Origin of the sequence: Pseudomonas sp. FP1740 (assembly GCF_030687165.1) — a bacterium.
In the GTDB taxonomy this organism is placed as follows: Bacteria; Pseudomonadota; Gammaproteobacteria; order Pseudomonadales; family Pseudomonadaceae; genus Aquipseudomonas.
Genome location: NZ_CP117461.1, coordinates 1817351 through 1832336 on the forward strand (window position 1 = coordinate 1817351; position 14986 = coordinate 1832336).

Sequence of the window (14986 nt, forward strand, 5' to 3'; positions counted from 1 at the left end):
CATGTCGCTGCTGCAGCTGACCGATACCCAGATCAGCACCTGGGTGGCGACGTTCATGTTGCCGCTGTTTCGCATCGGCTCGTTGCTGATGGTCATGCCGATTTTCGGCACGACGCTAGTGCCCAAGCGCGTGCGTTTGTACTTCGCGCTGGCGATCACTGTGGTCATCGCGCCGGGTCTGCCGCCCATGCCCGCGGTCAACGCGCTGGACCTGAGCGCGATGCTGCTGATCGCCGAGCAAATCATCATCGGCGCGGTGTTGGGCTTTTCCTTGCAGCTGTTTTTCCAGGCATTCGTGGTCGCCGGGCAAATTGTCGCGATCCAGATGGGCATGGGTTTCGCTTCGATGGTCGACCCTACGAACGGCGTGTCGGTGGCGGTGATCGGGCAGTTTTTCACCATGCTAGTGACGCTGTTGTTCTTGTCGATGAACGGCCACCTGGTGGTGTTCGAAGTCCTCACCGAAAGCTTCACCACGCTGCCGGTCGGTGGCGGGTTGATGGTCAATCATTTCTGGGAACTGGCCGGCAAGCTCGGCTGGGTGCTCGGTGCGGCGCTGTTGCTGGTGTTGCCGGCGATCACTGCGTTGCTGGTGGTCAACATTGCGTTTGGCGTGATGACCCGGGCGGCGCCGCAGTTGAACATCTTCTCGATCGGTTTTCCGCTGACCCTGGTACTTGGGCTGTTCATCGTTTGGGTCGGCCTGGCGGACATTCTCAATCAGTATCAACCGCTGGCCGCCGAGGCCTTGCAGTTGTTGCGCGAACTGGCACAGGCACGCTGAGTCATGGCTGAGAGCGAAAGCGGTCAGGACAAAACAGAAGACCCCACGGAGAAACGCAAAAAGGACTCCCGTGAAAAGGGTGAGATTGCGCGCTCCAAGGAGCTCAACACCCTGGCGGTCATGCTTGCCGGCGCCGGTGGGCTGCTGATTTTTGGTGGCGCCCTGGCCCAGGATTTGATGGAGCTGATGCGCATGAACTTCTCGCTCTCGCGAGAGGTGATTCTGGATCAGCGCTCCATGGCGACTTATCTGCTGCATTCGGGACAGATCGCCTTGTTCGCGATTCAGCCGGTGATGATCACCTTGCTGCTGGCCGCGCTGATCGGCCCGATTTCCCTGGGGGGCTGGCTGTTTGCGGCTGGCTCCATGGCGCCCAAGTTCAGTCGCATGAATCCCGCCGCAGGCCTGAAACGAATGTTCTCGGCCACGGCGCTGGTGGAGTTGCTCAAGGCTCTGGCGAAGTTTTTCATCGTGTTGTTCGTGGCGTTGGCGGTCTTGTCGTCGGACATCGACGATCTGCTGCGCATCGCTCACGAGCCGCTGGACATGGCCATCATTCATAGCCTGCAAGTGGTGGGCTGGAGCACCTTGTGGATGGCTTGCGGGCTGATCATCATCGCGGCGGTCGACGTGCCGGTGCAGCTCTGGGAGAGCATGAATAAGCTCAAGATGACCAAGCAGGAAATCCGTGACGAGCACAAGGACCAGGAAGGGCGGCCGGAGGTCAAGCAACGCATTCGCCAGTTGCAGCGCGAGATGTCGCAGCGGCGGATGATGGCTGCGATCCCTGATGCCGACGTGGTCATCACCAACCCGACCCACTACGCCGTGGCGCTCAAGTACGATCCGGAGAAGGGCGGGGCGCCGATGCTGATCGCCAAGGGTAGCGACTTCCTGGCCTTGAAGATCCGCGAAATCGCCGTGGCCAACCAAGTGCAGTTGCTCGAATCGCCCGCCCTGGCGCGTTCGATTTACTACTCCACGGAACTGGATCAGGAAATTCCAGGTGGGCTGTATCTGGCGGTGGCTCAGGTATTGGCTTACGTCTACCAGATCCGCCAGTACCGCGCGGGCAAGGGCAAACGTCCGGATCCGCTGAAAGATGATTTGCCGATTCCGCCGGATCTGCGGCGCGATTCCTGATCGGGTCTACGGTTCTGAAATCAAAAAGATCGCCGCCTTCGACAGCGCCTACGGGCGCTGATGCCGCCTCTTGGCTTTTTCATTGCCGGGCTCTTTCGCGATACTGTTTTCCTGTTTCTTCCTGTCGTCCTGTTGCTTGGGCGCAACCAGATCGAAGCCTTTGGCGTCGTTGAATGACTTGACCGCTTTCTTGGGCATGATCGCTGCTCCGGCGCTTGGTATTACCAACGCTAATGATCACCATCCAATACCCATAAGGCCGTTTTGGCTACTATGAAAACTCACGGCTGTGCAGGTCTCTGGACGAATGGCGGGGCAGTGAACTTGAGCGATGTCATGCCCCGCCTCTGATCCACCCTGTTCGTAGCAGCTGCCGAGCCTGCGAGGCTGCGTTCGAGGACGCAGTCCTCGCAAAGGATTTGCGACTGCTACGCAGCCGAACACAGCCTCGCGCAGCTCGGCAGCTGCTACCCCGGCCTCAACAAATCTCTCTATTTCCCTCCTTGGCAAAAGTTGGAAGGCTTCTTGCAATAGCCGCCCTGCGCCTGCTTCAGGCGTCAAAAGTTTGCTTTAAAGGAACGGGGAAAACCGGTGGATCGCTCTCAGTTAATCAACAGTGCCCGCACAAACGTCGCCGACCTCAGTCGGGGCAATCTGGGTGTGCCGCTGTTGCTGCTGGTCATGCTGGCCATGATGATGTTGCCGGTGCCGCCGTTCCTGCTGGACGTGTTTTTCACCTTCAACATTGCCCTGTCCATCGTTGTGTTGCTGGTCTGTGTATACGCCTTGCGGCCGCTGGATTTTGCGGTGTTCCCGACCATTCTGCTGGTGGCGACGTTGCTGCGACTGGCGCTGAACGTGGCCTCCACGCGGGTGGTGATGCTCCACGGTCAGGACGGCCATGCCGCCGCCGGTAAGGTGATTCAGGCCTTCGGTGAAGTGGTGATCGGCGGTAACTACGTGGTCGGTATCGTGGTCTTCGCGATTTTGATGATCATCAACTTCGTCGTGGTAACCAAAGGCGCCGGGCGGATTTCCGAGGTGAGCGCGCGTTTCACCCTCGACGCGATGCCCGGTAAACAGATGGCGATCGACGCCGATTTGAACGCCGGCCTGATCGATCAGAGCCAGGCGAAACTGCGCCGGATGGAAGTCGCCCAGGAGGCCGAGTTCTACGGTTCCATGGACGGTGCCAGCAAGTTCGTGCGCGGTGACGCCATCGCTGGTCTGCTGATTCTGTTCATCAACCTGATCGGCGGCATGGCGGTGGGTATCTTCCAGCACGGCATGAGCTTTGGTGATGCCGGCAAGGTTTATGCGCTGTTGACCATCGGTGACGGTTTGGTGGCGCAATTGCCATCACTGCTGTTGTCGACCGCCGCCGCGATCATGGTGACCCGTGCTTCCGGCTCGGAAGACATGGGTAAACAAATCAATCGTCAGATGTTCGCCTCGCCGAAAGCCTTGGCGGTGGCCGCAGGCTTGATGGCGGTGATGGGCCTGGTGCCCGGCATGCCGCACGTTTCCTTTCTGTCCATGGCAGCCCTGGCGGCCGGTGGCGCTTATCTGTTCTGGAAGAAACAGAACGCGGTCAAGGTTCAGGCCCTGCAAGAGGTCAAGCGTCAGCAGGAGTTGCTGCCGTCGCCGGCCCGGGCTCAGGAAACCAAGGAGCTTGGCTGGGATGACGTGACGCCGATCGACATGATTGGCCTGGAAGTGGGCTACCGCCTGATTCCGCTGGTGGATCGCAACCAGGGTGGGCAGTTGCTGGCGCGGATCAAGGGGGTGCGTAAAAAGCTCTCCCAAGACCTGGGCTTCCTGATGCCGACTGTGCATATCCGTGACAACCTCGACCTGGCGCCTAGCGCCTATCGCCTGACCCTGATGGGCGTGATCCTGGCTGAAGCGGAGATTTACCCGGAGCGCGAACTGGCGATCAACCCGGGTCAGGTCTACGGCACGCTCAATGGCATCACCGCCAAAGATCCGGCTTTTGGCCTGGAAGCGGTGTGGATCGAAATCAGCCAGCGTGCCCAGGCGCAATCCCTCGGTTACACCGTGGTCGATGCCAGTACGGTGGTGGCGACCCACTTGAACCAGATTCTGTACAAGCACTCCAGCGAGCTGATCGGCCACGAAGAAGTCCAGCAACTCATGCAATTGCTGGCCAAAAGCTCACCGAAACTGGCCGAAGAGTTGGTGCCGGGGGTGGTTTCGCTGTCGCAACTGCTCAAAGTCTTGCAGGCGTTGCTGGCCGAACAGGTGCCGGTGCGGGACATTCGCAGCATCGCCGAAGCCATCGCGAACAACGCCGCCAAGAGTCAAGATACCGCCGCTTTGGTGGCCGCGGTGCGCGTCGGCGTATCCCGTGCAATCGTGCAAAGCATTGTAGGCACTGAGTCGGAGCTGCCTGTGATCACCTTGGAACCAAGGTTGGAACAAATATTGCTCAATAGTCTTCAGAAGGCAGGACAAGGCTCGGAAGAGGGCGTTCTGCTGGAGCCAAGCATGGCGGAAAAACTGCAACGCTCGTTGATCGATGCGGCGCAGCGTCAGGAAATGCAAGGTCAGCCGGTGATTCTGCTGGTAGCCGGTCCGGTTCGCGCGATGCTCTCGCGATTCGGTCGGCTGGCAGTGCCGGGTTTGCACGTGTTGGCTTACCAGGAAATTCCTGACAACAAGCAAGTGACCATCGTTGCGACAGTAGGGCCCAACGGCTGAGGTAGTGGTTTATGCAAGTTAAGCGTTTTTTCGCCGCCGATATGCGTCAGGCCATGAAACTGGTTCGTGATGAGTTGGGCGCTGATGCCGCCATCATTGGCAATCGCCGGATCGCCGGCGGTGTCGAGTTGACGGCTGCCCTGGATTACAAATTGTCGGCGCTGGCCCCGCGTGTTCCGAACATGGAACTTGAGGATGAGCTGCGCAAGACCCAGTCGCGGATCGTCACCGCCCAGGCCGAACTGAGCCTGCGCGGCGATGGCGAGAGCGACAAGACCACCAATCGCCAGTTGTTCGCCGGCCTGCCGTTGACCGCCGCCGAACCGCTGATCGAACCGGCGCTCGCCGAACCTCGGCGTCCGGCCCCCGCGCCTGCTGCGGCGCCCGGTGTCGATCCGCGCGCATTCGATTCGATGCGTTTCGAGCTCAACAGCCTGCGTGAACTGATGGAAGTGCAGCTTGGCTCGCTGGCCTGGAATCAGCTGCAAGGCAGCCGTCCGGCCCAGGCCAATCTCTGGCGTCGTCTGCAGCGTATCGGCCTGTCCGGCCCGTTGTCGCGCGATCTGCTGGCGCTGATTACCGACATTGAAGAGCCTCGTCAGGCCTGGCGCATGTTGCTCGCGCACCTGGCGCGGATGATCGCTACCCCGGAAATCGAGCCACTGGAAGAGGGTGGGGTGATTGCCATGGTCGGCCCGGCCGGCATGGGCAAGACCACCACACTGGCCAAGCTCGCGGCCCGTTATGTGCTCAAGTACGGCGCGCAGAACATCGCGCTGGTGAGCATGGACAGCTATCGCATTGGTGCCCAGGAGCAGCTCAAGACGCTGGGCCGGATCCTTAACGTGTCGGTGACCCACGTCGATCCGGGTCAATCCCTGGTGCAGGCGCTGGAGCCCTTGCTGCGCAAACGCGTGGTGCTGATCGATACCGCCGGCCTTCAGGCCAGCGATCCGGCACTGCGGATGCAGCTCGAAAGCCTGGCCGGGCGCGGCATCAAATCAAAAAATTATCTGGTCCTGGCAACCACCAGCCAGAAACAGGTTCTAACTGCCGCTTATCACAGTTACAAACGCTGCGGCCTCGCCGGCTGCATCCTGACTAAACTGGATGAAACGGCAAGTCTGGGCGAGGTGTTGAGCCTGGCGATCAGTCATGAGTTGCCGGTGGCTTACCTGACCGATGGTCCACGGATTCCGGATGATTTGCATCTGCCACGTCGTCATCAGTTGGTCAGCCGCGCCGTTAGCGTACAAATGCAGGAAGAACCCAGCGAAGAAGCCATGGCTGACATGTTCGCTGATATTTACCACAGCCCGACCAAGCAGGTTGGCTGAGGTGTTAATGAACATTTTTTGTACCTACATCGATGGTCTGCCATGCATTGTTCCGATGGTGAACGCGCAGCCAGTAATGTGGCCTCCGTCTAAGTAAGACAAGGTAAAGAAATAACATGGGCAGCATGCATCCCGTACAGGTGATCGCGGTGACCGGCGGCAAAGGTGGCGTCGGGAAGACTAACGTGTCAGTGAACTTGTCCCTGGCTCTAGCTGAGCTCGGCCGGCGCGTCATGCTGCTGGATGCCGATCTGGGGCTGGCGAACGTCGACGTTCTGTTGGGACTGACACCCAAACGCACGCTGGCCGACGTGATCGAAGGCCGCTGTGAGCTGCGCGACGTGCTGTTGCAAGGGCCTGGCGGTATCCGCATCGTCCCGGCCGCCTCCGGCACCCAGAGCATGGTTCATCTGAGCCCGGCTCAGCATGCCGGCCTGATCCAGGCGTTCAGTGATATCGGCGACAACCTCGACGTATTGGTGATCGACACCGCTGCGGGCATTGGTGACTCGGTAGTCAGCTTCGTGCGCGCCGCCCAGGAAGTCTTGCTGGTGGTGTGCGACGAACCGACCTCGATCACCGACGCCTACGCGCTGATCAAACTGCTTAACCGCGACTACGGCATGAACCGCTTCCGCGTCCTGGCCAACATGGCGCAGAGCCCGCAGGAAGGCCGCAACCTGTTCGCCAAGTTGACCAAGGTCACGGATCGCTTCCTCGACGTCGCCTTACAATACGTCGGCGCAGTCCCTTACGACGAAAGCGTGCGCAAGGCCGTGCAGAAGCAACGCGCGGTGTATGAAGCCTTTCCGCGTTCCAAGTGCGCCCTGGCGTTCAAGGCCATTGCGCAGAAAGTCGATACCTGGCCACTGCCGGCCAACCCGCGCGGGCACCTGGAATTTTTCGTCGAGCGCCTCGTGCAACAAACGGCAGGACCCGTGCTATGACAGCCAGCGGTTACAACCTCTACAAGCAGTCGGCACGTGACGCGCAGTACGAGCTGATCGAGCGTTACGCGCCACTGGTCAAGCGCATTGCCTACCACTTGCTGGCGCGTCTGCCGGCCAGTGTCCAGGTCGAAGACCTGATCCAGGCCGGGATGATTGGCCTGCTTGAAGTATCAACCAAATACGACGCCAGCAAAGGCGCGAGTTTCGAGACGTACGCGGGCATTCGAATCCGTGGCGCGATGCTCGATGAAGTGCGCAAGGGGGACTGGGCGCCACGTTCGGTCCACCGCAATACCCGCATGGTCAGCGACGCGATTCGCTCGATTGAAGCTAAAACCGGCCGTGACGCTAAAGATCACGAAGTTGCGGCCGAACTCCAATTGAGTCTCGACGATTATTACGGGATTTTGAACGACACCCTGGGCAGCCGGTTATTCAGTTTCGACGATCTGTTGCAGGACGGCGAACACGAAGGGCTGCATGAGGATGGCGCGAGTGCTCATCTCGAGCCGTCACGCGATCTGGAAGATGAACGCTTCCAGGCGGCGCTGGCGGACGCGATTGCCAATTTGCCGGAGCGTGAGCGACTGGTGTTGGCGCTGTACTACGACGAAGAGTTGAATCTCAAGGAAATCGGTGAAGTCCTGGGGGTCAGTGAATCTCGGGTCAGCCAGTTACACAGCCAGTGCGCGGCCCGTTTGCGGGGGCGTTTGGGGGAGTGGCGAGCGCGCTGAAGGCAGTGTGGGGACACTGCGAATGGAGCCGGTGTGGGGTTGAACTGCACCGGTCTCGATCTGTTGTGCTCCAGACAGTCATTGAGTGCTTTGCCGGATTGATTGAAATGGCGCGTCCAGGTGCTGGACGCGTTTAAGACTGCTTGGAGGTCGAATTGGACAAGAACATGAAAATCCTCATCGTTGATGACTTCTCAACGATGCGGCGGATCATAAAAAACCTGTTGCGTGACCTTGGGTTCACCAACACCGCCGAAGCCGATGACGGGCTGACCGGGTTGCCGATGCTGCAAAGCGGTAACTTCGATTTTCTGGTTACCGACTGGAACATGCCCGGTATGACCGGCATCGACCTGCTTCGTGCGGTACGCGCCGATGAAAGGCTCAAGCACCTGCCGGTGCTGATGGTGACCGCCGAAGCCAAGCGCGAGCAAATCATCGAAGCGGCCCAGGCCGGTGTTAACGGCTATGTGGTCAAACCCTTCACAGCCCAGGCGTTGAAAGAAAAAATCGAGAAGATTTTCGAACGCATCGGCTGATGTACTGCGCACGGGGGAGCTATGGAGCATAACGAATCTTCACAGGGCGATTTCGAGTCGACCCTGAAAAAACACGCGGTCGAACTGGTCGACAGCCTTGAAAAAGGCAAGTTTGGCGACGCTGTGCAACTGATCCATGAGCTCAACCAGACCCGTGACCGCGGCCTGTATCAGGAAGTGGGCAAGCTCACCCGCGAGCTGCATAGCGCGATCGTCAATTTCCAGATTGACCCGCACATGCCGCAAGCCGAGGAAGTGTCTCAGATCACGGATGCCACCGAGCGCCTGTCCTATGTGGTCAAACTGACCGAGGCCGCGGCCAACCGCACCATGGACCTGGTGGAAAACGCCACGCCGCTGATCAACAGCCTGAGCGATGAAGCCCAGGCGCTGAGCACGGATTGGGGACGGTTCATGCGTCGCGAAGTCGGGGCTGAAGAGTTCCGCGAACTGGCCCGGCGGGTCGATGGTTTCCTGACACGCAGCAGTGAAGACAACCGCGTCGTGTCGAGCAACCTCAACGACATTCTGCTGGCCCAGGATTACCAGGACCTCACCGGTCAGGTGATCAAGCGTGTGACCCAATTGGTCACCGAAGTTGAAAGCAATCTGCTCAAGCTCGTGCTCATGGCCAGTCACGTAGACCGCTTTGCGGGTATCGAACATGACCGTGAGGCGATGCTGGCTGAAAAAGATCCACAAAAACATCTCTCTCAGGGTGAAGGTCCGCAGATTCATGCCGATAAAAGAGAAGACGTTGTGTCCGGTCAGGACGATGTGGACGATTTGTTATCCAGTCTTGGATTTTAGTTTTCTGGGTTTTTAGACCTGTAGGAGCACCCCCTTAATGAGCTTCGGCGCCGATGAAGAGATCCTTCAGGATTTCCTGGTTGAGGCCGGCGAGATTCTAGAGCAACTGTCCGAGCAGCTGGTCGAGCTGGAAAGCCGACCTGATGATGCGGACTTGCTCAATGCAATTTTTCGCGGTTTTCACACTGTAAAAGGGGGCGCCGGCTTCCTCCAGCTCAACGAGCTGGTGGAGTGCTGTCACATCGCCGAGAACGTGTTCGACATCCTGCGCAAGGGTGAGCGTCGCGTCGACTCGGAACTGATGGACGTGGTTCTCGAAGCGCTGGACGCGGTGAACAGCATGTTCAGCGAAGTCCGCGAACGCAGCCCGATCACGGCTGCCACGCCTGAATTACTCGCGGCGCTGGCCCGTCTGGCCGAGCCGCAAATGGAAGCCGCACCGGCTCCGGTCGCTGAAGTGGTTGAAGCACCGGTCGCCGAAAGCGAATCGGGCGACATTACCGATAACGAATTCGAACAACTGCTGGACTCGCTGAACGCCGTCAAGGCCCAGGCCGAGGCGCCCGTAGCGACTGCGCAGCCTGTTTCGCAGCCTGCCGCCGATGCAGCCGCCAGTGACGAAATCACCGATGCAGAGTTCGAGTCGTTGCTCGATCAACTGCACGGCAAAGGCCAGTTCGCCGCCGATGCAGTGGCCGCAGCGCCTGCTGTACCGGCTGCTCCGAAAGCCGCCGGCGACAGCTCCGACATCACCGACGACGAGTTCGAAGCTCTGCTCGACCAGCTGCATGGCAAAGGCAACTTTGCGGTCGATGCGCTGGAATCGGCCATCGCTTCGGCACCCGCCCCGGCTGCGCCAACCGCCGCTGCGGCGGGTAGCGATCTGATCTCCGATCATGAGTTCGAATCGCTGCTCGACGAATTGCATGGCAAGGGCAAGTTCACTGAAGTGGGCACTGCTTCTGCTGTTGCTTCGGTAGCGACTCCGGTTGCCAAGGCGCCAGCACCTGCGGCCAAAGCACCCGAGCCAAAAGCCGAAGCGCCGAAGCCTGCTGCCGCCGCAGCGCCGGCTCCCGCTCGTGCCCCGGCCGCGCCGCCCGCGGAAAAGCCAACCAGCGAAGCCGAGACCACCGTGCGGGTCGACACCGCGCGTCTCGACGAAATCATGAACATGGTCGGCGAGCTGGTACTGGTTCGTAACCGCCTGGTTCGTCTGGGCCTCAACAGCGGCGACGAAGCCATGTCCAAGGCCGTGTCGAACCTCGACGTGGTCACGGCCGACCTGCAAACCGCGGTCATGAAGACCCGGATGCAACCGATCAAGAAAGTCTTCGGGCGCTTCCCGCGTCTGGTTCGCGACCTGGCTCGCCAGCTCAAGAAAGAGATCAACCTGGAACTGGTCGGCGAAGAAACCGACCTCGACAAGAACCTGGTCGAGGCCCTGGCCGACCCATTGGTCCACTTGGTGCGCAACTCGGTCGACCACGGTATCGAAGAGCCGGCTGATCGCGAAGCGATGGGCAAGCCTCGCAGCGGCAAAGTGATCCTGTCCGCAGAACAGGAAGGCGACCACATCCTGCTGTCCATCTCCGATGACGGCAAGGGCATGGACGCTGACGTTTTGCGCGGCATCGCCGTGAAAAAAGGTTTGATGGACAAGGATGCGGCGGACCGTCTCAGCGAGACCGATTGCTTCAACCTGATCTTCGCGCCGGGCTTCTCGACCAAGACCGAGATCTCCGACGTGTCCGGTCGTGGCGTGGGCATGGACGTGGTGAAAACCAAGATCGCCCAGCTCAACGGCACCATCAATATCTACTCGACCAAGGGCAAAGGCTCGAAGATCGTCATCAAGGTCCCGTTGACCCTGGCGATCATGCCGACGCTGATGGTCATGCTCGGCAACCAGGCGTTCGCGTTCCCGCTGGTGAACGTCAACGAGATCTTCCACCTCGACCTGTCGCGCACCAACGTGGTGGACGGCCAGGAAGTGGTGATCGTGCGGGACAAGGCGCTGCCCTTGTTCTACCTCAAGCGCTGGCTGGTCAGCTCCGCCGCTCACGAAGAGCAGCGCGAGGGCCATGTGGTGATCCTTTCGGTGGGCACTCAACGGATCGGCTTCGTCGTCGATCAGTTGGTGGGCCAGGAAGAAGTGGTCATCAAGCCATTGGGCAAAATGCTCCAGGGAACCCCGGGCATGTCCGGTGCCACCATCACCGGTGACGGCCGCATTGCTCTGATTCTCGATGTTCCGAGCATGCTCAAGCGTTACGCCGCACGGCGTATTTGATTCTGGGGGAGCGGGGCGCCAGAGCCTCGCCCCGTCTAACGGAGTGTTTATGGCAGTCAAAGTCCTGGTGGTGGACGATTCGGGGTTTTTCCGCCGCCGCGTCTCGGAAATTCTTGCAGCGGATACAAATATCCAGGTCGTCGGTACGGCGACCAACGGAAAAGAGGCGATCGATCAGGCCCTGGCCCTCAAGCCAGACGTGATCACCATGGACTACGAGATGCCAATGATGGACGGCATCACGGCAGTGCGGCACATCATGCAGCGCTGCCCGACCCCGGTGTTGATGTTCTCCTCGCTGACCCACGAAGGCGCCCGGGTCACCCTCGATGCGCTGGACGCCGGCGCGGTGGACTTCCTGCCGAAGAATTTCGAAGACATCTCCCGTAACCCGGAGAAGGTCAAGCAACTGCTGTGCGAGAAGATTCTCAGCATCTCGCGCAGTAACCGTCGTGTCAGTGCCTACACCCCTCCGGCACCGGTCGCTGCGCCAGCCCCGACGCCTGCACCTTCGAGTGTTGGCAGCTACGGCAGCAGCGCGCCTGCGCGTCCGGCACCGGCACCGATTGCGGCGCGCCCCCATGCAGCGGCTCCGTCATCTCCTGCGCCGAAACGCAAAGCCTACAAATTGGTCGCCATCGGTACCTCCACCGGCGGCCCGGTTGCGCTGCAACGGGTCCTGACCCAGTTGCCGGCCAACTTCCCGGCACCCATCGTGTTGATCCAGCACATGCCGGCTGCCTTCACCAAGGCCTTCGCCGAGCGCCTGGACAAGCTGTGCCGCATCAGCGTCAAGGAAGCCGAGGATGGCGACATCCTGCGTCCGGGCCTGGCGCTGCTGGCACCGGGTGGCAAGCAGATGATGATCGACGGCCGTGGCGCGGTGAAAATCCTGCCGGGCGACGAACGTCTGAACTACAAGCCGTGCGTGGACATTACCTTCGGTTCCGCGGCCAAGTCCTACGGCGACAAAGTTCTGGCGGTGGTACTGACCGGCATGGGCGCTGACGGTCGCGAAGGCGCGCGTCTGCTCAAGCAGGGCGGCAGTGCGATCTGGGCGCAGGATGAAGCCAGCTGCGTGATCTACGGCATGCCGATGGCCATCGTCAAAGCCGAACTCGCGGACGCGGTGTACAGCCTCGACGACATCGGTCGGCATCTGGTTGAGGCTTGCATCTGATGGATGTACTCAGCCTTATCGGGATCATCATGGCGTTTGTCGCCATTATCGGCGGCAACTACCTTGAAGGCGGTCACCTCGGCGCGCTGGCCAACGGCCCGGCGGCGTTGATCGTACTCGGTGGCACCATCGGTGCCGCGCTGCTGCAATCGCCGATGAGTGCCTTCAAGCGCGCCATGCAGATTCTTGCCTGGATTCTGTTTCCGCCTCGCGTGGACCTGGCCGGCGGCATTGATCGCGTGGTGAACTGGAGCCTGACCGCTCGCAAGGAAGGTTTGCTCGGGCTGGAAGGGGTGGCCGACGCTGAGCCCGACAGCTACTCGCGCAAAGGCCTGCAACTGCTGGTCGACGGTGCCGAGCCGGAAGCGATTCGCAGCATTCTGGAAGTGGATTTCTACACCCAGGAAAGCCGCGACATCGAAGCCGCCAAAGTCTTTGAAAGCATGGGCGGCTACGCGCCGACCATCGGTATCATCGGTGCGGTGATGGGCCTGATTCACGTCATGGGCAACCTGGGCGATCCATCGCAACTGGGCAGCGGCATTGCCGTCGCCTTCGTCGCCACCATCTACGGCGTGGCCAGTGCCAACCTGGTGCTGCTGCCGATTGCCGCCAAGCTCAAGTCCATCGCGTTGCGGCAGTCACGCTATCGCGAAATGTTGCTGGAAGGAATCCTGTCGATCGCCGAAGGTGAAAACCCTCGCTCTATTGAGTTGAAGCTTCAGGGCTTCATGGATTGATGGGGGAAATGGATCATGGCTCGTCGCAGGCAACCTGAAGAACATGTGAATCACGAACGCTGGCTCGTTTCCTACGCCGACTTCATCACCTTGCTGTTCGCGTTTTTCGTGGTGATGTACTCGATCTCGTCGATCAACGAAGGCAAGTACAAGATTATTTCCGAGGCGTTGATCGGGGTGTTTACCGACTCTGACCGCGCCCTCAAGCCGATACCCATCGGCGAAGAGCGACCGAAGACCGTGACCCCGGCCAAGCCATTGGTCAAGGACAGCGAGCAGATCGACGCCGGCATCGCCCAGGCCGCCAACGATCCACTCAAAAGCATCGCCGATGACATCAGCGCGGCGTTCGGCGACTTGATCAGTTCCAACCAGATGACCGTGCGCGGCAACGAGTTGTGGGTTGAGATCGAACTCAATTCCAGCCTGTTGTTCGGCAGTGGCGACGCCATGCCCAGCGACATTGCGTTCAACATTATCGACAAGGTCGCCGCGATCCTCCGGCCTTTCGACAACCCGATCCACGTCGAAGGCTTCACCGACGATCAGCCGATCCGTACCGCGCAATACCCGACCAACTGGGAACTGTCCTCGGCCCGTTCGGCGAGCATCGTGCGGATGCTGGCGATGCAAGGCGTGAACCCTGGTCGTCTGGCATCGGTGGGATACGGCGAATTCCAGCCGGTGGCTAACAACGCCACCGCCGAAGGCCGCGCGCGCAACCGTCGGGTGGTGTTGGTGGTGTCACGCAATCTTGATGTACGCCGTAGCCTCACCGGTACCGGAACGGCTCATGCACAACCGGATGCCGCATTGAAGCGGGCTGGCACACAAACTGCACCGACCCCGGTCAAGTCGCCGGGACGCGAGAGTGCCGTCAATTCTCCGTCACCCGCATTAATACGTTGAGCTATTTCTCGGTCGACGTTTTCGACCGGGAGGAACAATCCGAATGAGAGTCTGGGCAGTTGCCAATCAAAAGGGTGGTGTCGGTAAAACCACGTCCTCCATTGCTTTAGCCGGTTTACTGGCGGAGGCGGGCAAGCGCGTGGTTGTGGTCGATCTCGACCCCCACGGCTCCATGACCAGCTACTTCGGTTACGACCCCGACAGCCTGGAGCACAGCAGCTACGACCTGTTTCTGCACAAGGGCAGCGTGCCGCAAGGCTTGCCCGGTCAGCTGTTGATGCCCACCAGTGACGAACGCATTTCCCTGTTGCCGTCGAGCACCGCGCTGGCCACCCTTGAGCGCCAGTCGCCGGGCCAGAGCGGTTTGGGCCTGGTGATCGCCAAGAGTCTGGCGCAGTTGTGGCAAGACTTCGATTACGCCGTGATCGACAGCCCGCCGTTGCTCGGCGTGCTGATGGTCAATGCCTTGGCGGCCAGCCAGCAGTTGGTGATTCCGGTGCAGACCGAGCACTTGGCGGTCAAAGGCCTGGAACGCATGGTCAACACGCTGGCGATGATCAACCGCTCGCGCAAACTGGCGTTGCCGTTCAACATCGTGCCAACCCTGTTCGACCGCCGCACCCAGGCTTCGCTTGGCACCCTTCGGGTGCTGCGCGACAAGTACCCGGAAGAAATCTGGCAAGGCTACATCCCGATCGACACCCGCTTGCGTGACGCGAGCCGGGCAGGGCTGACGCCGTCGCAATTCGATGGCAAGAGTCGCGGCGTGCTCGCCTACCGCGCACTGCTCAAGCATCTGCTCGCCCAGCAACTTGTTCCGCAGGTGGCTTGAGATGAGCCTGATTCCTA

The 14986-nt window shown here is 60.3% G+C and carries 14 protein-coding genes; 13 read left to right on the plus strand and 1 reads right to left on the minus strand.

Annotated elements, in window-relative coordinates; all coding sequences use genetic code 11:
* Window position 1: 1 nt before the first annotated feature.
* Both fliR and flhB read left to right on the plus strand, forming a co-directional pair.
* Window positions 2-784 (plus strand): flagellar biosynthetic protein FliR, encoded by a 783-nt coding sequence (gene fliR / locus PSH69_RS08015; RefSeq protein ID WP_018925054.1) that lies wholly within the window; start codon window positions 2-4, stop codon window positions 782-784.
* A 3-nt stretch (window positions 785-787) separates the two neighbouring features.
* Window positions 788-1927, plus strand: a complete 1140-nt coding sequence (gene flhB, locus PSH69_RS08020) for a flagellar biosynthesis protein FlhB (RefSeq protein WP_305411611.1) — start codon at window positions 788-790, stop codon at window positions 1925-1927.
* A gap of 48 nt (window positions 1928-1975) precedes the next feature.
* Here the strand turns inward: flhB and PSH69_RS08025 are convergent, their stop codons facing one another.
* Window positions 1976-2125 carry a hypothetical protein gene (locus PSH69_RS08025; RefSeq protein ID WP_018925056.1) on the minus strand — a complete coding sequence of 50 codons (150 nt, stop codon included), beginning with the start codon at window positions 2123-2125 and terminating at the stop codon, window positions 1976-1978.
* A gap of 393 nt (window positions 2126-2518) precedes the next feature.
* On the opposite strand from PSH69_RS08025, the gene flhA reads away from it, so the two are divergent.
* The 11 genes from flhA (at window position 2519) to PSH69_RS08080 (ending at window position 14969) form a co-directional block, all read left to right on the plus strand.
* Entirely contained in the window at window positions 2519-4648 is a 2130-nt protein-coding gene (flhA, locus tag PSH69_RS08030; protein WP_305411612.1) for a flagellar biosynthesis protein FlhA, read from the plus strand.
* Window positions 4649-4659: 11 nt separating this feature from the next.
* Complete coding sequence (gene flhF / locus PSH69_RS08035) at window positions 4660-5985, plus strand: flagellar biosynthesis protein FlhF (protein WP_305411613.1); 1326 nt, start codon at window positions 4660-4662, stop codon at window positions 5983-5985.
* Window positions 5986-6101: 116 nt separating this feature from the next.
* On the plus strand, window positions 6102-6932 hold the full coding sequence (gene fleN, locus PSH69_RS08040; protein ID WP_003222917.1) for a flagellar synthesis regulator FleN: 831 nt from the start codon (window positions 6102-6104) through the stop codon (window positions 6930-6932).
* Window positions 6929-7669, plus strand: coding sequence for an RNA polymerase sigma factor FliA (gene fliA, locus PSH69_RS08045; RefSeq protein WP_018925059.1), 741 nt, complete (start codon window positions 6929-6931; stop codon window positions 7667-7669). The genes fleN and fliA overlap by 4 nt, the downstream gene beginning before the upstream one ends.
* Before the next feature lie 167 nt (window positions 7670-7836).
* Window positions 7837-8208, plus strand: a complete 372-nt coding sequence (locus PSH69_RS08050) for a chemotaxis response regulator CheY (protein WP_167331167.1) — start codon at window positions 7837-7839, stop codon at window positions 8206-8208.
* Window positions 8209-8229: 21 nt separating this feature from the next.
* Window positions 8230-9018: a protein phosphatase CheZ gene (locus PSH69_RS08055; protein WP_018925061.1), complete on the plus strand. Its 789-nt coding sequence runs from the start codon at window positions 8230-8232 to the stop codon at window positions 9016-9018.
* A 37-nt stretch (window positions 9019-9055) separates the two neighbouring features.
* Window positions 9056-11308, plus strand: a complete 2253-nt coding sequence (locus PSH69_RS08060) for a chemotaxis protein CheA (protein ID WP_305411616.1) — start codon at window positions 9056-9058, stop codon at window positions 11306-11308.
* Window positions 11309-11357: 49 nt separating this feature from the next.
* Entirely contained in the window at window positions 11358-12488 is a 1131-nt protein-coding gene (locus PSH69_RS08065; protein ID WP_305411617.1) for a chemotaxis response regulator protein-glutamate methylesterase, read from the plus strand.
* Window positions 12488-13228 carry a flagellar motor protein gene (locus tag PSH69_RS08070; protein ID WP_305411618.1) on the plus strand — a complete coding sequence of 247 codons (741 nt, stop codon included), beginning with the start codon at window positions 12488-12490 and terminating at the stop codon, window positions 13226-13228. The genes PSH69_RS08065 and PSH69_RS08070 overlap by 1 nt, the downstream gene beginning before the upstream one ends.
* A 12-nt stretch (window positions 13229-13240) precedes the next feature.
* Window positions 13241-14137 carry a flagellar motor protein MotD gene (motD, locus tag PSH69_RS08075; protein WP_370695253.1) on the plus strand — a complete coding sequence of 299 codons (897 nt, stop codon included), beginning with the start codon at window positions 13241-13243 and terminating at the stop codon, window positions 14135-14137.
* A 43-nt stretch (window positions 14138-14180) separates the two neighbouring features.
* Window positions 14181-14969, plus strand: coding sequence for a ParA family protein (locus PSH69_RS08080; protein ID WP_007938661.1), 789 nt, complete (start codon window positions 14181-14183; stop codon window positions 14967-14969).
* Window positions 14970-14986: the final 17 nt, after the last annotated feature.